The sequence below is a fragment of the Glaciecola sp. HTCC2999 genome, assembly GCF_000155775.1.
Classification (GTDB): Bacteria; Pseudomonadota; Gammaproteobacteria; order Enterobacterales; family Alteromonadaceae; genus Opacimonas.
In genome coordinates this window covers 839,602-858,444 of record NZ_DS989810.1, presented here as the reverse complement: position 1 = coordinate 858,444, position 18,843 = coordinate 839,602, and the positions used below count along the sequence as shown (strand labels likewise).

Here is an 18,843-nt window from a genome sequence, read left to right as displayed (position 1 = left end):
TAATGGGAAGAGCATTTGAAGTCCGTAAAAACGCGATGGCGAAAACGGCAGGACAAAAAACCAAAGTCTATTCAAAATACGGTAAAGAAATTTATGTTGTTGCGAAAAACGGTGGTCCGGATCCTGATTCGAACTTGTCATTAAAGCGTTTGATTGAAAAAGCCAAAAAAGACCAAGTTCCTGGACATGTTATTGATAAAGCAATAGAAAAGGCGACAGGTGGAGCTGGTGAAGATTATGCACCTGCTCGTTATGAAGGTTTTGGTCCTGGAAATTGCATGGTGATAGTCGATTGTTTAACCGATAACAATAATCGAACCATTACAGATGTGCGAAACTGTTTTACAAAAACGAGTTCGAAAATTGGTGCACCCGGTGCGGTCGCTCACATGTTTGACCATGCAGCAGTATTTGGTTTTGCAGGTGATGATGAAGACAGTATATTAGAAGCTTTAATGGAAGCAGATGTGGATGTCACCGATGTGGAAAGTGCAGATGGTAAAATCACTGTGATTGCGCCGAATACAGAGTTTTTCAAAGTCAAAACCGCGCTTCAAGACGCATTTCCAACATTGGATATAGAAGTAGAAGAAATCACCTTCTTACCACAAGTAGACGCGCCTCTGACCGAAGATGACATGCCAATGTTCCAAAAATTTATGGATATGTTAGAAGATTGTGATGACGTTCAAAATGTCTATCATAATGCGATATTACCGAGTTAATCTTGGCCACTCTCGTTATTTGATAAATCTTGTTACAAAAGACCTACTTCATGTAGGTCTTTTTTTGCCCAAAATTCACCGAATTCGAATTGTCTTAAGGTACTATGCAATAAGAAGACGCCATTTTATTATTTAGGGAAATTACCCATGATGCCAAAACTGTTTCAATCTTATATTGCTTTATTGATAGCGTGTATCAGTGTATCAGTAAACGCAGATACTCAAATGCAACCAATTACTGCCGTTGAAGGTATCACTGAATATCGTTTAGATAATGGTTTACAGGTATTGTTATTTCCTGATCAAACCAAAGAAACCGTGACCGTTAACATTACTTATCGTGTAGGTTCAAAACATGAAAACTACGGTGAGACGGGCATGGCACATTTGCTTGAACATTTGGTATTTAAAGGCACTCCTAAACATCCAGATATTCCTGCTGAATTAAGTGCACGAGGTGCGCGCCCAAATGGTACGACGTGGACGGATCGTACCAACTATTATGAAACCTTTGCTGCGACAGACGAGAATATCCTCTGGGCGCTATCGCTTGAATCTAGCCGTATGGTGGATTCATTTATTGCAAAAGAAGATTTAGATAGTGAAATGACGGTGGTGCGCAATGAATTTGAAAGTGGTGAAAATAGTCCGTTTCGCGTGACCTTACAAAAAATGGCGAGCGTCGCCTATGATTGGCATAACTATGGGAAGTCTACCATTGGTGCGCGCAGTGATTTAGAGAATGTACCGATTGATCGCCTACAGGCTTTCTATAAAAAATACTATCAGCCTGACAATGCCACGTTAATAGTGGCAGGTAAATTTGATACGCCGCAAATGTTACAATGGGTCGATGAGTTCTTCTCTGCAATCCCTAAGCCAAGCCGCATATTACCCACCTTATACACTATGGATCCTGCCAAGGCGGGTGAGCGGAGTGTCACCGTTCGTCGTGTGGGTGACGCACAACTCGTGGCGACGGCTTATCACATCCCAGCAGGCTCTCACCCTGATTATGCAGCGGTCGAAGTCTTAACTAATATATTAGGCGATACGCCAAGTGGACGCTTACATAAAACCTTAGTAGAAAAGGAATTAGCCAGTCGCGTCTATGGATTTAATTTTCAATGGCAAGATCCAGGTCTTGCGTTTTATTTTGCAGAGGTAGATAAAAAAGCTGATTTGGACCAGGCGCAACAAGCACTCATTGAGCAAGTAGAAATGATCGCGACTAATGGCGTCACCCAAGAAGAGGTCGATCGTATTAAGCGCATGCTGCTTAAAAATATTGATCTATCATTTAACTCATCTGAGCGTATTGCATTGGAGTTAAGTGAATGGTTAGGTATGGGCGATTGGCGTTTATATTTCTTGCATCGTGATCGCATCGAGAAGGTAACATTGGAAGATGTTCAACGTGTTGCTAAAGCATATTTAGTGCGCAATAACCGTACTTTAGGCCGTTTTATTCCAACCGAAACACCACAGCGTGTTGCGATACCGCAAGTCGACTCTGTGGCAGATATGGTAAAGGGTTATAAAGGCCGAGCAGCCATCGCTCAAGGTGAAGTATTTGAGCCATCGTTTGATAACATTGATAATCGTACTGCTATCGTCGAATTTGATAATGGATTAACACTATCCTTATTAAACAAAAAGACCCGTGGAGAGACAGTGACGGTAAATATGCTTATGAATTTTGGTAACGCGCAGAACCTCCATGGCAAAGCCTTGGTGGCACAAACCACCGGTGATTTGATTTTACGTGGTGGCGCAGGGTTGAGTCGTCAAGCGATCCAAGATGAATTTGATAAGCTTAAAGCTTCCGTGCGCGTAAGTGGTGGTGCTGACTACGCTTATGCTGGGATCACAACGACCAAAGCGAATCTGAATTCGACATTGACGTTATTGGCGACATTATTACAAAGCCCAAGTTTTGATGAGAAAGAGTTTGAGCAGTATAAAAATACACTCAAAGTAGATATTGAACAAAATTTACAAGATCCACAGCGATTAGCTTTTAATGAGTACTCGCGCGTTCAAAACCCGTATAAAAAAGGGCATCCTAATTATGTGCCGACATTCACCGAAGCCTTAGCTGAAATAGAAGCGTTGACGTTAGCGGACATAAAAGCATTCCACGCTGAGTATTTTGGTGCCAATAATCTGCATGTGGGTGTGGTGGGTGATTTTGAACAAGCACAATTAACACAAACGTTTGAGCAGTTATTAGGTCAATGGGATAGCCGCGTTGAATATGGGCGTGTCACTGATGCCTTTAGTGAGGTCAATGCTTCAACCATTGAGTTTGATACCCCTGATAAAGAAAATGCGACCTTTGTGGCAGCGCTTATGATCCCCATCGGTGCATCACATCCAGATGCGCCTGCATTAGAGCTGGCTAATTATATTATTGGAGGTGGGTTTCTAAATAGCCGTCTAGCGACACGCTTACGCCAAGAAGACGGTTTGAGTTATGGCGCGGGTTCATTTATTACCCTCAACCCATTAGATGATAAAGCAACGTTAGGCGCATATGCTATTACTGCACCGCAAAACCTAACCAAAGTGGAAACTGGCTTTAAAGAAGAAATAGCGCGCGTCATCAAAGATGGATTCACTGCTGATGAAATTACCAGTGCGTTGTCAGGTATTTTACAAGATAACCAAGTCAGCCGCGCCAAAGACAATGAATTAGTAGGTACGTTACGTCGCAATATTGGACGTGAGCGCACCATGCAATGGTACAAGGCGTACGAGGCGAATATGGCAGCGTTAACGCCTGAAAAAGTCCACGCGGTAGTAAAACGGTATATCCGGTTAGATGATTTTACCATTATCAAAGCAGGAGATATGACGAAAGCGACAGTAGTAAAAGATGAATAAAGCATAGCGCCAGTTAACGTTACCGAGTACAATGCTCTTGGGAGTTGGCCAGACAATCGCTGCCTCGTATTCGTTACGAGGGGGAGGAAAGTCCGGGCTCCATAGGGTAGGGTGCCAGGTAACGCCTGGGCGGGTAAAACCGACGACAAGTGCAGCAGAGAGAAGACCGCCAGTTTCGGCTGGTAAGGGTGAAAGGGTGCGGTAAGAGCGCACCGTGTGCCTGGTAACAGTGCATAGCAAGGTAAACTCCACCCGGAGCAAGACCAAATAGGTCTCCTTGGTGTGACCCGCATCGGAGACGGGTAGGTTGCTTGAGCCTGTGAGTGATTGCAGGCCTAGACGAATGATTGTCCACGACAGAACCCGGCTTATCGGCCAACTTCCACTTTTTTGTTATGTATGGATCCTACCGACATAACATTTTTTATATTGCTGTATTTGTTAAAAAAATGTTGTTTCAATTGAACATGAGCGCCTATATAAGGTATAAACTAATATACTTATTATATTAGGATACTGTCATGTTAGACCAAGAAATGACTAAAACAGAACTAACAAATGCCCCTATCGACGCCGGTGACGCGTCATTAATCTCAGATTATCAATCAGATGATCCGCAAAGTATCTTTGACCACCTTAATGCTCATTTTACGATGCAACGAGCCGCATTTGACCAACATCCGTTTGAGTCTCTTGAAGAGCGTCGCGAACATCTTGCTCAACTCAAAGCCTTGTTGATGGACAATCAAGAGGAGATTGTCGCTGCTATTAATGCTGATTATGGTAATCGGTCAATGCACGAATCTATGTTTGCAGAAATTTTAGTGGCGGTAGATGACATTATTTCTTCACGTAAAAAAGTAAAAAAATGGATGAAGGTTCAAAAAAGACATGTTGATATGACGATGTTTTTTGGTGCAAAAAATAAGGTGATACCTCAACCTATTGGTGTGGTTGGTTTGATTATACCGTGGAACTTCCCGATTAATTTGTCGTTTATGGGGTTATCTGCAGCATTTGCCGCTGGTAATCGTGCGATGGTGAAGATGTCGGAAAATTCTCGCCATTTGTGTCAACTTTTAATTGAATTATCACCCAAATACTTTAGCGCTGAAAAACTTCAATTTTTTGATGAAACCGGCATGGTCGGTCAGCAGTTCTCGAGTGTTCCTTTTGATCATCTTATGTTCACAGGGTCTGGTGCGACGGGTCGAAAAGTAATGGCTAATGCTGCCAAAAATCTTACTCCAGTCACGCTAGAATTAGGCGGTAAATCTCCGGCTGTCCTATGTCCTGATTATGATATGCAAAAAGCCGTTGAGCGGATGATGTTTGCTAAACAATATAACGCAGGTCAAATTTGCACCAATATCGATTATTTATTTGTGCATGAATCACAGCTGGAGCAGTTTATTGTCGCAGCAACCGAGTGGACAAAAAAGCATGTACCGGACATTGGCTCGAAAGATTTTACGTCTATCATCGATGACGTCTCGTTTAATCGAATCGCTACGACAGTTGAAGATGCAAAAGTAAAAGGCGCTAGGGTGATTAATCTAACGGGACAATCACCAGATCCTGTCATGCGTAAATATCCGCTCACCTTAATTTTAGATATTACTGAGGATATGACGATTGCAAACCGTGAAACGTTTGGGCCTTTAATGTTGGTAATGTCGTATTCAGATAAGAAACAAGTAGTGGATTATGTTCAGTCTAAAGACCGTCCACTTGCATTCTATCCTTTTACTAATGATTCAAGTCTCGCAGATTATTATATTGAAAATGTGATGTCCGGTGGGGTGTCAGTTAATGATGCGCTATTCCATGTGGCCCAACATGATTTGCCATTTGGTGGTATTGGACCAAGTGGAATGGGTCATTATCATGGTTATGAAGGCTTCTTAACGTTTTCAAAGTTACGTCCAGTCTTCAAACAAGCGTCATTTTCAACGCTTAAGTTTTTAGCACCTCCGTATGGAAAACTAGCGAATAACTTGCTTAAGACATTGATAAAATTACGCAAATAACCATTCAATATACACGTGGATAGGTGTACACCCACTTATCTGCGTTTTGTGTCAAGCTGAAGATAGCTTAAATGTCTGAGCAAATTACTTTTACTGACACAAGCATGCCATCTACGGTCCACTGTTTCGTAATGTGGTTTCGAATAACACGGGAGAAAAGTGTTTTAACAGAACCATCCTCATATTCAACAATCATATTGCAATAGGCATTTTCTCTAAGCGTAAAGTCAGGAATGTTGACGGCTCTGGGTTTTGGTATTTCGTCTAAACGGCGACGTTTACTCCAGCTTTTTTCAATAATTTCAAAAGTGTAGTTTAGGTGGTCAGAAGGATTAATAGCCACATAGGCAAATGCCGTTTTTCCAGAATTAAGCAATACTTCGATGCGATGATAATCATCTGTTTCATACTTATCAAAATTCGCTAATTCTGGTGGAGTAATTTCTAGTAGTACGCCTTCAACAATATCATTGGCACAACCAGAGTAATTGATGATGGGGTGTTTATTCTGGTTAGATATGGCTAACACACTTTCATCAGTGATCGTGATATAACTTAATTCGTATCTAGAAAGGCTGTCTGGCCAAGCGGTAACTTGTCGATTGAGGACTTGTTTTTGAACGTTAGGATCACGCAAAGTACCATAAGAGAAAATATTAATGCTCGTCGCGTTATGAGTAGACAATGTTAGCGCCTTTTAGTCATTTAAAATAAGAGTGAAATCATGATCCCATTGGTTTTTCATCCAATCTATTCGCAATTAGATTTACCGCATCGTCATCGTTTCCCCATTGAGAAATACCAAGGTATATATGATGCTTTAATCAAATTGGGCGTAGACTGTGCAAATTTTCACACACCACAGGCGTTAGATCCATCTTATCTTACACAAATCTACGATCACGACTACATCCATCAGCTATGTTCCGGTCAATTAGATCCTAAAGCGATGCGCCGGATTGGTTTTCCTTGGTCTGAACAATTGATTCAACGAACCCTCACTGCGGCCGCCGGAACGGTATTAACAGCAGAGCTTGCAATGGAACATGGTAAAGCACTTAATCTTACCGGTGGTTATCATCATGCTTTTGCTGACTTTGGTTCGGGGTTTTGTATGGTGAATGATTTGTATTTAGCGGCTAAAACGATGCTTATTAATCCCGATATTGATTCGGTATTGATTTTTGATTGTGATGTGCATCAAGGTGATGGTACTGCATTACTCGCTTCTAAAGATAATGACATTTTTACCGTATCTATCCATGGAGAGAAAAACTTTCCTCATCGTAAGCAAGTATCCAATATAGATATTGGTTTAGCAAAAGGGACTGGCGATGATGAATATTTAGAGACGGTCGATAGTGCCTTGCATTTAGCATTTGTACAAGCCCAGCCGGATGCGGTGATTTATGATGCAGGTGTCGATATTCATATTAATGATGACTTAGGACATTTGGATATTACGACAAAAGCAGTACGGGCAAGGGATGAGATGGTGTTTGCTAAATGCGATGATGCAGGAATCCCGGTTGCTGCGGTAATTGGTGGTGGATATCAACGTGATATTGATGCGTTAGTTGATGTGCATTTACAGTTATTTTTGGCAGCAGGCGTGGCATGTCGGTGACGCTAATATGAATACTCAACATGAAATCAAAATGATTGCATGTTGGTTGAGCATCGTCTACACTGGAGACATAAACTATTTAATGAGTATGTTTTATGAATATTAATCCATGTTTTTCACAGACCCTTCAACAACAAATTGATGCTTTACCTCATGCCCAAAAAGAACGTTTGGCGTTTATTGATTTTAGCTTACAATATTTTGGACATATTTCACGCACAGAATTGATTGCACGATTTCGAACTGGACTGGCTGCAGCGACCCGAGATTTTGCCCAATACCGGTCGATTGCGCCTGAAAATTTAGTTCTGATCCATCAAACCAAATCCTATTATCGCACTTATGATTTTGTTTCAGTATTTGTGCATGAACCGCAACAAGTATTAACAGCCTTAGCTCAAGGGTTTGGCAATGGGATCGCGAGTGGTACATTAGCCTCAGAACAATGCTTTGATGCCGTAAGGTTAATTCATCCTGATCCCGAGATTATCGCGGCGCTCATGCGCTCCATTCATCAAGGGAGTATGATGCGTTGTAAATATGTATCTGTTAGTTCAGGTGAAGGAGAGCGTGATTTAGTCCCCCATGCGTTAATCAATAATGGCCATCGCTGGCATGTGCGTGCTTATGATCGCCAACATCAAGCGTTTCGAGATTTTGTCTGTACTCGTTTTACTTATATTGAAGATACCGAGGAACCGATACACCCGCATGAAACTGTGCAAGCAGATCATCAATTTAATGAATTTGTCACTTTAGCATTAATACCTCACCCAAGTTTAGACTCAACTTTAGCGATAGAATTAGATTATGGCATGGTGGATGGTCGTGTGGATATTCACGTGCGCGCATGTGTAGCCGCTTATGTATTAAGACAATGGCAAGTTGATTGTTCCGCAAAATCTCGTATCAGTGGTCAAGGTTGTCAGTTAGCTTTAGCGAATCTGGATGTACTTAATCAAATAGAAAATGTCAATATTGCCCCAGGCGCAAAACAATAATTGGCAATATGATGAAACTTATTTGAACTTAAGAGGTCGAAATCTCGTAAATGAATTACTCAATTTAAGGATGAAAGATGTGAATTATGCAGTTATGTCCCAACCAACGTTTTAATGAAGCCCTGATCAAAACTGCTGTATTACTTTATCAGGTAGATGGCATGGTCAGTCTTACTGAGCAAGATTATCTGGAAGAAATGATTGAAGGTTTACACTGGCAAAGCCCCATCTGTAAGGAGGCTTTTTTAACTCAAGCTATACATGAAGCTCGACTAGCGAAAGAAACCGAACAGTCCATGGAATTTTTAAAACAACAAGCCGATGATTTAAAATTTGATGCTGCTACAGTAGTGGAAGTAGCAATGGCAATCACAGGCATTGACGGTGAGCGCTCTGAACGAGAAACTGAGTTACTTCATTATCTCACGCATAAATTACTTGCACGTGAGTTAATAAATCCAGTCACCGAGCCTGTAGCATCTTAATCAAGATTCATAAATTCCAATAAGCAAAGAAGCTATTATTGTTTAGCTTCTTTGACTATATCTCTGACATCTTTAAGCAATGCCTTAGCATCATACACAATCCCATCCTTAACGGTATAATCTATACCACCGGCTTGGATCGGTTCATTGTGCTCATTTAATCGATAATGCCCCGTCCCATAAAGTACTTTCAGGTTACGGATCGGATTTTCTTTAATGATGACAAGGTCAGCTTTCTTACCTATGGTGACGGAACCAATATCATCTGCCAATCCTAATGCTTCTGCGCCGTTAAGTGTGGCTGATTGTATCACTTCCCAAGCATTAAACCCTGCTTCTTGAAGTAATTCAAGCTCAGCAATATAACCAAAGCCATAAATTTTATAGATGTAACCTGAATCAGAACCTGTAGTGACTCTTCCGCCGTGATTTTTGAAATCATTCAAAAAAGTCATCCATTGATGATAGTTTTGACGCCACTGCACTTCTTCTTCAGTCCCCCAGTCAAACCAATACGAACCATGTGCATAACGCGATGGCGTGAAAAAGTCCCATAAAGTAGGCAAAGTATATTCGGCATGCCAAGGAGCGTTTCGCTCTCGCATCAGATCGCGACTGGCTTGGTAAATGGTCATTGTAGGATTAATCGTAAAATCTAAGGCAATTAATTCATCTCTGACCGCATTATAGTGGGCTGTGCCAGGTTTGGCCGCTTGGTCCCACAGTTTACCCGCTTCAGCAAAGCGATGTTGTTCATCGTTATAATTATAAGTCGATGGGTAAACTTGAATAGTACGGTGGGTAAATAATGCCTCTGGTAACCCATACCAATGCTCCATAGTGGTTAACCCTAAGCGAGCAGAATCAAGTGCATTCATACTTTTCACATTCAGCTGAGCATGATGCATCATAGTGCCTAAACCCTGTTTATTGGCTTCATCTAAGGCAGCTTCCATGACTTTGCGAGTTGCACCAAAAAACTTAATCCCTTTGGCACCTTTAGCTTTAGTTTGTTTAACCCAGTTACGCGCTTGAGTTTCTGAATAAATAGGGCCATCACTGCCTATACCAAAACCTAGATAAGGAATAATACGTGGGGCAACGATAGTGTTTTGTTCCGAACGTTGCACATGGTCCATCACCCAATCTAACCCATTAAAACTGCCCGGTTCACGCACTGTAGTGATCCCGTGGGCAAGCCATAACTTAAAGACGTATTCAGCCGGTATATCATCCGCCGAACCGCCAATATGTCCATGCATGTCGATAAACCCAGGTAAGACATAATACCCCTGTAAATCCATTTCCTTTGTCACGGCATCGGTTTTAGGGCGACCGATTGGTTTAATCGGAACACCAGGATGACCTACTGATACGATATTGGTGATGATGTCGTTTTCAATCACAATATCGACAGGGCCTCGAGTCGGTGCCCCTTCGCCGCTGACAAGGTTTACGCCACGCAAAATTAAGCGTTTATAAGGACCTTGCCCTTCATCGGCTTGACGAGTGGGAGCTGGGGCTCCCGCTTTGGCAGATACGTGACTCGATACTATTAATAGTGCTGTTACGACTAGCGCACATAACAACCCTTTGTAAGATGCTTGATATGGTGCATTATAAGATATTTTATAGGATGCTTTATAAGCATGAGTAATGAGTGATATTGGCATGTTATTCTCTTATTTTTATTGATGTGATTGCATCTGTGTTATCGAATCTACATTATTTCGTCATAGCCAGCACGGCATTTACTAACTTCGCAATACCCGCTGCTGTAGGCATAAGAGTCTCCCTGAATAAATTGAGGATACCGCTGAACGAATGTCAGTATTTTGTAAAATCGAGTGTACCCAAAAGCGTAGATATTGACTATATATTTTGACCCAAACGTTGGCGAATAAACGTCGATAATGTGCGGCTGACTTCAGGATGTTGGGTATCAAAGTTAAATAGGCAAATGTTAATTTTGCCCAGCTGAGGTAGTAATGGGTTGCGTATTATATCCAAATTATCGGGGACTGATGATTTGGCTAGGGGCGTGATCCCTAGTCCTTGTTGCATAGCAGCGATGAGTCCATATAAATCGGGGTTGGTATAGCGAATTTTCCACATTTGGGTTTGTTGTTTTAATCGTTCAATAGCTCTGCTGCGATAGACACATCCATCGGGTGCAAGCACGAGTGCAATTAAATCAGACCTGATAGGAAATGAATTATCCCCTACCCATACCAGTTCATCTTTACGAATAACTTCACCATCAGTTTTTTGCTCTGGGGGGACGAGTGCCAGTACTAGATCGAAATCATCTTTACGCGCAGTAGAGAGTAAATTACGCGATAACGCCGAAGTCACATCTAGTGATACATCTGGGTAGCGTTGAGAAAATTCACCAATTAAGCTGGGTAATAACGTGGAAGCAAATTCAGATGGAATGCCCAAACGTAGCCGACCTTTTAATGATTCGGTTTGTGCAGTTTGTAACACCTCATCATTCAATGCCAGTAAGGCCCGTGCATGAGGGAGTAACCATTCACCATCAAGAGATAACACATGGCGCTGTCCGACTTTAGTAAATAGTTTTTTCCCTAACTGGGATTCGAGCTTTTTAATTTGTAATGAAATCGCAGGCTGTGAGCGGCCAATCACTTCACCTGCTTTTGCATACCCGCCCATGTCATGCACGGTGACAAACATCCTAATCGCATCAAGAGATAGTTGCTGCATAACGCCTGCTTATATCGATAAGTTAATCAATGAATTATTATATAATACATTTAAAAATCTTATATATAAATAAAACTTTCTAATTAGATTTTGACTCAGGTGCTAGGTAACATTGACACATAATTTTGGACATTAGGCACGATAATTCATGACAAATAAAACGGTTTTACATGCAAAACACATCGAAGCGGGCGCTAAGATGGTGGATTTCTTTGGCTGGGATATGCCCATTAACTATGGTTCACAAATCGAAGAGCACCATGCTGTACGTCGTGATGCAGGCATGTTTGATGTGTCACATATGACGATTGTCGATGTGAAAGGCGTTCAAGCCCAAGCGTATTTACGTTATTTGTTAGCCAACGATGTCGCTAAGTTACAAGACAAAGGCAAAGCCCTTTACTCTGGCATGATCAATGAAGCCGGTGGTGTGGTCGATGATTTGATTGTCTACTTTTTTGATGAAACTAACTACCGCTTGGTGGTGAACTCTGCCACTAAAGAAAAAGATTTAAACTGGTTAAATAAACAAGCCCAAGGGTTTGATGTGACGGTCACTGAACGTGATGAATTTGCGATGATTGCTGTACAAGGGCCTAATGCCAAAGCGCAAGCGGGTAAGTTATTTTCTGCTGCCCAACAAGAAGCAGTTGCGGGTATGAAGCCGTTTTATGGCGTACAAGCGGAAGACTTATTCATCGCGACCACGGGTTATACCGGTGAAACTGGCTATGAAATTATGGTCCCTAATGCGCAAGCAGCAGATTTTTGGCAACAACTACTTGATTTAGGCGTGGCCCCTTGCGGACTCGGTGCGCGTGATACCTTGCGTTTAGAAGCGGGCATGAATTTATATGGCCAAGACATGGACGAAACGATTTCACCACTTGCCGCAAACATGGGCTGGACGATTTCATGGGAGCCTGAGAATCGCAATTTTGTGGGTCGTGATGTGTTAACACAGCAACGTGCTGCCGGTACAGATAAGTTAGTTGGTTTAGTCATGAAAGAAAAAGGTGTGTTGCGCGCTGGTCAAAAAGTCACCGTTGCCGGTGGAGAAGGCGTGATCACATCTGGTACATTTTCGCCAACATTAGGCCATTCTGTGGCACTTGCACGGGTCAGTAATACGGTGACTGATACTGCCGAAGTTGAAATGCGCAAAAAGTGGGTTACAGTAGAAGTGGTTAAGCCCAGTTTTGTACGCAACGGCAAAAGCGTTTTATAAGTTATTTTTTACATATTTATTATTTAGGAACGATTATGAGCAATATTCCAGCAGAGTTACGTTATGCATCTACCCACGAATGGGTTCGTCCAGAAGGCAATGGTGTCTTTACCGTGGGGATCACCGAGCACGCCCAAGAATTATTAGGCGATATGGTCTTTTTGGATTTACCTGATGAAGGCGATGCGATAGCAACGGGTGATGATGTCGCTGTTGCAGAATCAGTAAAAGCGGCTTCTGATGTGTATGCACCGATCAGCGGTGAAGTCATTGCGATCAATGAAGATTTAGAAGATTCACCAGAGCTAGTGAACACTGACCCGTACGGTGATGGCTGGATGTTTAAAGTCAAAGCTGACGATGCGGGCGAAGTGGAAAGCCTACTAACTGCAGACGGATATGCAGAGAGCATTGAAGACGAGTAAATCGATTTAATGTATGAATTCATTGCCTTATCTGTCTGCCGTGGATAGGGCGATGAGCTTGTTTTACCTTGTTATCAAAGAAGTGCTTAACATATGCCATTTTCAAATGTATCGCTCAACAGTCTTGAGCAAAAAAATGATTTTATCCGTCGTCATATAGGTCCAGGTCGTCCTGAGATCGCTGCCATGCTCGACACTGTCGGTGCAAGCTCAATCGACGATTTAATGACACAAACGGTCCCTGCGAGTATTCGCTCAGAAGGGCTGAATGTGGGCGAGGCCTTTACCGAAGTCGAAGCATTAGCTGCACTCAAAGACATTGCCTCACAAAACCAAGTGAAGCGCTCGTTTATTGGTATGGGTTATTACAATACACATACACCGAATGTTATTTTACGCAACGTCTTAGAGAATCCAGGTTGGTATACTGCGTATACGCCGTATCAACCTGAGATTGCGCAAGGTCGCTTACAAGCGATTTTGAATTTCCAACAAACCACGATTGATTTGACCGGCATGGAGTTAGCATCGGCCTCGTTATTGGATGAAGCGACGGCTGCGGCAGAGGCGATGGCTTTAGCCAAGCGCGTCTCTAAAAATAAGAAATGTAACAGCTTCTTCGTGGCGAATAATGTGCACCCACAAACTAAAGATGTCATTCAAACCCGCGCCGATATGTTTGGTTTTGATGTTATTTATGGTGATGCGGTACATGCCGCTGAGCACGATGTATTTGGTGCGTTATTACAATACCCAGGTACAGAAGGTGAGCTGCATGATATCTCTGAAATCATTGCCGGTTTGCAGTCGAACAAAGCGATTGTCACAGTGGCAACTGATTTACTTGGCTTAACGTTAATTAAGCCGCCAGGTGAACTAGGCGCGGATGTGGTCTTTGGCTCGGCGCAGCGTTTTGGTGTGCCAATGGGTTATGGTGGTCCACATGCGGCATTCTTTGCTACACGTGATAGCTACAAGCGTTCATTACCAGGTCGTATCATTGGTGTATCAAAGGATACCCGTGGTCGTCCAGCATTGCGTATGGCGTTACAAACGCGTGAACAGCATATCCGTCGTGAAAAAGCGAACTCCAACATTTGTACAGCACAGGTGTTGTTAGCGAATATGGCGTCATTCTTTGCTGTTTATCATGGGCCGATTGGTTTGACCCAAATGGCTTCACGCATACACCGCTTAGCGAACATTTTCGTGCAAGGCTTGAAAGTCAATAACGTGTCTGTGCGAAACGAAACATTCTTTGACACGGTCACGGTGAACGTGGCTGACGAAGCTGTGAAAGCCGATATTATTGCACGCGCTGCGGCGTTAGATATGAACCTACGTACGAATATTGATGGCGCGTTATCGGTGGCTTTTGATGAAACCACGACGCGTGAAGATTTAGCAGATTTATTCTCAGTGTTTTTAGGTGCTGGTGTGGATTATGCTACGTTGATTGAAGAGATTGATGCGCAATTGACTGCGTCGGGTACCAACGGTATTCCTGATAGCTTAGTGCGCGAAAGTGAGTTTTTGACTCATGATGTATTTAATTCATATCATTCAGAAACTGAAATGCTGCGTTATATTAAGTCTTTAGAAGACAAAGATTTAGCGCTAAACCACTCTATGATTGCGCTAGGCTCATGTACGATGAAGCTTAATGCGACCGCAGAGATGATCCCCGTCACATGGCCTGAGTTTGGTCAGTTACACCCATTTGCCCCGGTCGAGCAAGCAGGTGGTTATAAGCAGATGATTGATGAGTTGACGGAGTGGTTGATTGATATTACTGGTTATGATGCGATGTCGATGCAACCTAACTCAGGTGCGCAAGGTGAGTACGCTGGCTTATTAGCGATTAAACGCTATCACGCTAGTCGCGGTGATGACCATCGTGATGTAGTACTGATCCCTCAGTCAGCCCACGGCACTAACCCCGCTTCTGCCCAAATGGTCAGTTATAAAGTGGTCGTGGTGAACTGTGATAACGAAGGCAATGTCGATTTAGTCGATTTACGGAACAAGGCCGAAGAAGTCGCAGATAACTTAGCTTGTGCGATGATCACGTATCCATCGACGCACGGCGTATATGAAGAAACTGTGAAAGAGATTTGTGACATCGTGCATGAGTTTGGTGGTCAGGTATATATGGATGGCGCGAACATGAATGCACAGGTTGGCGTGACGTCACCGGGCTTGATTGGCTCTGATGTATCGCATTTGAACCTGCACAAAACGTTCTGTATCCCGCACGGCGGTGGTGGCCCAGGAATGGGACCTATCGGTGTGAAAGCGCATTTAGCGCCGTTCTTACCGAACCACACCCAAGTTGAAATTACTGCCGGTGGAACGCATGATCAGTTAGGTGATAGTGATAACCGTAATGGTGCGGTGTCTGCTGCGCCTTGGGGTAGTGCATCGATTTTACCGATCAGTTACATGTATATCAAAATGATGGGTTCAGAAGGGCTTAAACGTGCTTCAGAAGTCGCGATTTTGAATGCGAACTACATTGCAAAACAGTTGGAAGGTCATTATCCAATCTTATATAAAGGTCAAAATGGCCGTGTGGCGCACGAATGTATTATTGATTTACGTCCGATTAAAGAAGCGTCTGGTGTGACTGAGATGGATGTGGCGAAGCGTTTGAACGATTACGGTTTCCACGCACCGACGATGTCATTCCCAGTCGCGGGTACACTCATGATAGAGCCTACCGAATCAGAAGCGAAAGTCGAGCTAGACCGATTCATTGAAGCGATGATTGGTATTCGTAACGAGATTGCTAAAGTCGAATCAGGCGAGTGGGATAGTATTGATAACCCATTACATAATGCTCCGCACACGTTAGCGGACATCGTAGATGCTCAATGGGGACGTAGCTACTCACGTGAGTTAGCCGCGTATCCAGTGGAAGCTGTAAAGCGCAATAAGTTCTGGCCATCGGTCAATCGTATTGATGATGTGTATGGCGATCGTAACTTAGTGTGTAGCTGTCCTGATTTGGATAGTTATCGGGATTTTGCTGAGGACTGATAAAGTCTGATGTGAATTAACATGATTTAAAAGCGAGCTTTGGCTCGCTTTTTTTATTTGGTGTCGTGCTGAGTGGTAAACATATACTGGCAGAGAGCGAAGCGGTTAAGAACAAAAAACTGTGTGTTGGGATTGCACTAGCATTATTTTGTTACGATGGTTATAGGCATGAAAAAATAAAGCACTCGCAAAGCAAGTGCATTATTTAGTTGAGTTATCTCAGACTGGATTTATTGGTTAAAACCGTTAAATACGATAGGTTGTGTAATATCGACCACACGTTGTTCACTGGCATAAGTATCATCTTCGCTATTTTTTCCACTCCATAGGATGGAGATTGTGTCATTTCCAGCTGGGATTTGAATACTAAATGATTTAGTTTGTGATGGACGTAATGCCGTTTGCAATAACTGATTTTCGTTTTCATCAGTAAGTAACAGCGTCACTAAATTTTGACTCGTATTCATCACAGATAAGTCTTGTTCACTAAACATGGCAAAACTATGATCCGCTGCAGCCTTGGTGCTTGCTGTAGTGGGAGACGTTGCTGGTTGAGTCGGCGTCGTATTAGTTGGGACATTTTGTGCAGGTTGTGGACTACCTGAATCACCAGACCCACCACATGCAGTTAATAAGAGCGTTAAAGATACTATCAGTAATTTATTCATGTGAAAGTCCTTATTCATCATCAAAGATAAATTGAGATTTAATATTTTGCTTATACCAGTTGGCATATTCAGCAGGTGTGTTTAACCAATTGATAAAATCTGGATAGGCTTTGGCGATGTCCTGTGATTCTATTGGATGTTGCCAATTTGCAGGTAAATCGAGCACCCAAGGCAGTGACTTCTCAGTGACATTAAACGGTCTTAGTAGGCTTGCATCAACGACATAATCTACAGACCCAGCAAATGCTTGACCATCTCGATAAGAGCCTTTAGCCTCAAAATAATCAGTACCGCTATATTCTGAAAGATGTATCTCAAGATTTCTTCCAGGCCCTGTCAAGTTATTGTATGCAGGATTACCAGCTAACCATTTAGTAAACCAGGGATAGCTTCCAAGTATTCGTTCAAAGCGAAAGTGTGACACCTCTTGTTCAGGATTACCTTTTTCACTTGCAAACATAAAGTGATCATAATTCGTTTCTTCTAAGATATTGGTAGCACGAAGCCAGGTATCTTGTTGAGAATCGTCTTGTTTGAAATTAATTGAGAGTGACCAACGATTAGTGGTTGTGCCTGCTGGACAAGAAACACCGCCATCTTGGCTGGTTCGATACATACAGCGGGTTGAGTCCGCAAGGCTATCTGCACGATAGTGAGAGAGTTCTTCAAATAAATTTTCAGAAAGTGTGATGATCATACGATCAGATTCCGTTTCTAATGCTAACGGAAAGGTGTAATTACTAAAGCCATTCATTTCGACGTCATTTGAGCTAAAGTCACCATCTTGATATCGATATTGAGCCACCGTTCGACCATCATGATTGGTTTTCTTTAGTAATATGCTATCTATCTGCCCTAATCCTATCTGTGGAAGAGACAATGCGATACCGTTACGGAAAGTCGCGCCAATGGCTTCAATCTCATAATTAATATCTAATGATTTCATTATATCAACATAGGTAGTTTCATCATTGATTGTTACTTCCTTAGTCGTCACCACTTTTTTTGCGTCATAAGCAATGACTGCATCATTGAAGTCATAATCGCCCTGCATTGGCCAATTATCTTCAAAAGCCACTTTTCCTGCTTTTGTATATTCAATATCATTCACCGATTTTATTTGAATAACATCTTCTAATTGGGCAATTGCGGCTAACGGGCTGACTTCAACATTAAAAATTAAGTCGTTAAAATCTTTATCGCCGCCATTGGTGCGAATATCTTCAAATCCGTACGCAAAAAAACCAACATCTTCTACATCTGAACTGGTTGATAAGGTATCACTGAATAGCACGTGATATTTGTTACCTAAACCGACGGTTGGATTAAGGTCAGTGAGTGTGTAAAACGGTTGTCCAAATAGCAGATTTGTTTTTTGTCCACCATACCAACCGTCCCAGTTATTCGATGCAATGAAAAAGCCAATACTATGGCCGGCAGGCAGATTGATTTTTAAGTCTACTTGATCACCTTGACGTAATTCTCCACCCGATCTGTTCCGGGAACTATTTGGAAATATGATAACGTGTTGAACATCTTCAATCGTCGCTTGAGTCGGAGGATTATCGGTTTCGTAAATAAAATAACCAAGGCTATTTTTATATCCAGCACCTTCATTTAAAAAAGCGACTTTAACATCAACTGTCCCTACAAAGTCAGGTTTTACGCTAATATTGTTAAAGGTATTTTCAAGTAATGCCGAAGAAACTCTTTGGCCTTCAGGCACTAAAGCATAAAATCCATCGAGTAAAAATTCATTTAACTGTTCATTAATGTTCGTCATTCTCAGAGGCGCACCCATACGCGTGTAATGATCTTGGTGAGTATCAGTTGTACTTACTTCAAGATCCTCAGAGGAGTCTACCCAGACCCAAGAATTGGGATCTGTACTCGCTGCCACGTTCATAGTGAAAGCTGAAGAAAGTAAAAAAGTCATTGTCCGAATGATGTGCATATGATTTTCCTTGTTAAAGTGCTCGGAGTAGACCACTTTATTCATTTC

The 18,843-nt window shown here is 42.3% G+C and carries 14 protein-coding genes and 1 other RNA gene; 10 read left to right on the top strand and 5 right to left on the bottom strand.

Features of this window, described 5'->3' with window-relative positions:
- The first annotated feature begins 2 nt into the window (after positions 1-2).
- The 4 genes from G2999_RS03740 (at position 3) to G2999_RS03730 (ending at position 5,641) form a co-directional block, all read left to right on the top strand.
- The gene (locus G2999_RS03740) at positions 3-725 is read left to right on the top strand and encodes a YebC/PmpR family DNA-binding transcriptional regulator (RefSeq protein ID WP_010178863.1); all 723 of its coding nucleotides are present in this window, start codon (positions 3-5) and stop codon (positions 723-725) included.
- A 147-nt stretch (positions 726-872) separates the two neighbouring features.
- Positions 873-3,611 carry a pitrilysin family protein gene (locus G2999_RS03735; protein ID WP_010178859.1) on the top strand — a complete coding sequence of 913 codons (2,739 nt, stop codon included), beginning with the start codon at positions 873-875 and terminating at the stop codon, positions 3,609-3,611.
- Between the two features lie 40 nt (positions 3,612-3,651).
- An RNA gene (gene rnpB / locus G2999_RS12585) (RNase P RNA component class A) lies at positions 3,652-3,998 on the top strand.
- A 134-nt stretch (positions 3,999-4,132) separates the two neighbouring features.
- Positions 4,133-5,641: a coniferyl aldehyde dehydrogenase gene (locus G2999_RS03730; protein ID WP_010178855.1), complete on the top strand. Its 1,509-nt coding sequence runs from the start codon at positions 4,133-4,135 to the stop codon at positions 5,639-5,641.
- Positions 5,642-5,708: 67 nt separating this feature from the next.
- On the opposite strand, the gene G2999_RS12580 is transcribed toward G2999_RS03730, so the two are convergent.
- Positions 5,709-6,326, bottom strand: a complete 618-nt coding sequence (locus tag G2999_RS12580; RefSeq protein WP_010178853.1) for a gamma-glutamylcyclotransferase family protein — start codon at positions 6,324-6,326, stop codon at positions 5,709-5,711.
- A gap of 39 nt (positions 6,327-6,365) precedes the next feature.
- Between G2999_RS12580 and G2999_RS03720 the strand changes: the two genes are divergently transcribed.
- From G2999_RS03720 to G2999_RS03710, 3 genes are all read left to right on the top strand, one after another.
- Positions 6,366-7,268: a histone deacetylase gene (locus G2999_RS03720; RefSeq protein WP_010178851.1), complete on the top strand. Its 903-nt coding sequence runs from the start codon at positions 6,366-6,368 to the stop codon at positions 7,266-7,268.
- Positions 7,269-7,363: 95 nt separating this feature from the next.
- Entirely contained in the window at positions 7,364-8,269 is a 906-nt protein-coding gene (locus G2999_RS03715; protein ID WP_010178849.1) for a WYL domain-containing protein, read from the top strand.
- 86 nt (positions 8,270-8,355) lie between these two features.
- On the top strand, positions 8,356-8,754 hold the full coding sequence (locus tag G2999_RS03710) for a TerB family tellurite resistance protein (RefSeq protein ID WP_010178847.1): 399 nt from the start codon (positions 8,356-8,358) through the stop codon (positions 8,752-8,754).
- A 35-nt stretch (positions 8,755-8,789) separates the two neighbouring features.
- Here the strand turns inward: G2999_RS03710 and G2999_RS03705 are convergent, their stop codons facing one another.
- Positions 8,790-10,427, bottom strand: coding sequence for an amidohydrolase family protein (locus G2999_RS03705; RefSeq protein WP_010178844.1), 1,638 nt, complete (start codon positions 10,425-10,427; stop codon positions 8,790-8,792).
- Between the two features lie 199 nt (positions 10,428-10,626).
- A complete protein-coding gene (locus tag G2999_RS03700) occupies positions 10,627-11,481 on the bottom strand; it encodes a LysR family transcriptional regulator (RefSeq protein ID WP_010178841.1) in 855 nt (284 codons plus the stop codon).
- A gap of 148 nt (positions 11,482-11,629) precedes the next feature.
- Here G2999_RS03700 and gcvT point away from each other — a divergent pair, with 148 nt between their 5' ends.
- From gcvT to gcvP, 3 genes are all read left to right on the top strand, one after another.
- On the top strand, positions 11,630-12,709 hold the full coding sequence (gcvT, locus tag G2999_RS03695) for a glycine cleavage system aminomethyltransferase GcvT (RefSeq protein WP_010178839.1): 1,080 nt from the start codon (positions 11,630-11,632) through the stop codon (positions 12,707-12,709).
- A gap of 35 nt (positions 12,710-12,744) precedes the next feature.
- Complete coding sequence (gcvH, locus tag G2999_RS03690; protein WP_010178837.1) at positions 12,745-13,134, top strand: glycine cleavage system protein GcvH; 390 nt, start codon at positions 12,745-12,747, stop codon at positions 13,132-13,134.
- Positions 13,135-13,227: 93 nt separating this feature from the next.
- Entirely contained in the window at positions 13,228-16,173 is a 2,946-nt protein-coding gene (gcvP, locus tag G2999_RS03685) for an aminomethyl-transferring glycine dehydrogenase (RefSeq protein ID WP_010178836.1), read from the top strand.
- 230 nt (positions 16,174-16,403) lie between these two features.
- On the opposite strand, the gene G2999_RS03680 is transcribed toward gcvP, so the two are convergent.
- Entirely contained in the window at positions 16,404-16,841 is a 438-nt protein-coding gene (locus G2999_RS03680; protein WP_010178835.1) for a hypothetical protein, read from the bottom strand.
- Between the two features lie 10 nt (positions 16,842-16,851).
- Positions 16,852-18,795, bottom strand: coding sequence for an LruC domain-containing protein (locus G2999_RS03675; RefSeq protein WP_010178834.1), 1,944 nt, complete (start codon positions 18,793-18,795; stop codon positions 16,852-16,854).
- Between the last annotated feature and the right edge of the window lie 48 nt (positions 18,796-18,843).

Bases quoted from the DNA above. Each gene is read 5' to 3' on its own strand.
- G2999_RS03740 (WP_010178863.1), top strand. From the start codon at position 3: ATGGGAAGAGCATTTGAAGTCCGTAAAAACGCGATGGCGAAAACGGCA.
- G2999_RS03735 (WP_010178859.1), top strand. From the start codon at position 873: ATGATGCCAAAACTGTTTCAATCTTATATTGCTTTATTGATAGCGTGT.
- G2999_RS03730 (WP_010178855.1), top strand. From the start codon at position 4,133: ATGTTAGACCAAGAAATGACTAAAACAGAACTAACAAATGCCCCTATC.
- G2999_RS03720 (WP_010178851.1), top strand. From the start codon at position 6,366: ATGATCCCATTGGTTTTTCATCCAATCTATTCGCAATTAGATTTACCG.
- G2999_RS03715 (WP_010178849.1), top strand. From the start codon at position 7,364: ATGAATATTAATCCATGTTTTTCACAGACCCTTCAACAACAAATTGAT.
- G2999_RS03710 (WP_010178847.1), top strand. From the start codon at position 8,356: ATGCAGTTATGTCCCAACCAACGTTTTAATGAAGCCCTGATCAAAACT.
- G2999_RS03705 (WP_010178844.1), bottom strand. From the start codon at position 10,427: ATGCCAATATCACTCATTACTCATGCTTATAAAGCATCCTATAAAATA.
- G2999_RS03700 (WP_010178841.1), bottom strand. From the start codon at position 11,481: ATGCAGCAACTATCTCTTGATGCGATTAGGATGTTTGTCACCGTGCAT.
- gcvT (WP_010178839.1), top strand. From the start codon at position 11,630: ATGACAAATAAAACGGTTTTACATGCAAAACACATCGAAGCGGGCGCT.
- gcvH (WP_010178837.1), top strand. From the start codon at position 12,745: ATGAGCAATATTCCAGCAGAGTTACGTTATGCATCTACCCACGAATGG.
- gcvP (WP_010178836.1), top strand. From the start codon at position 13,228: ATGCCATTTTCAAATGTATCGCTCAACAGTCTTGAGCAAAAAAATGAT.
- G2999_RS03680 (WP_010178835.1), bottom strand. From the start codon at position 16,841: ATGAATAAATTACTGATAGTATCTTTAACGCTCTTATTAACTGCATGT.
- G2999_RS03675 (WP_010178834.1), bottom strand. From the start codon at position 18,795: ATGCACATCATTCGGACAATGACTTTTTTACTTTCTTCAGCTTTCACT.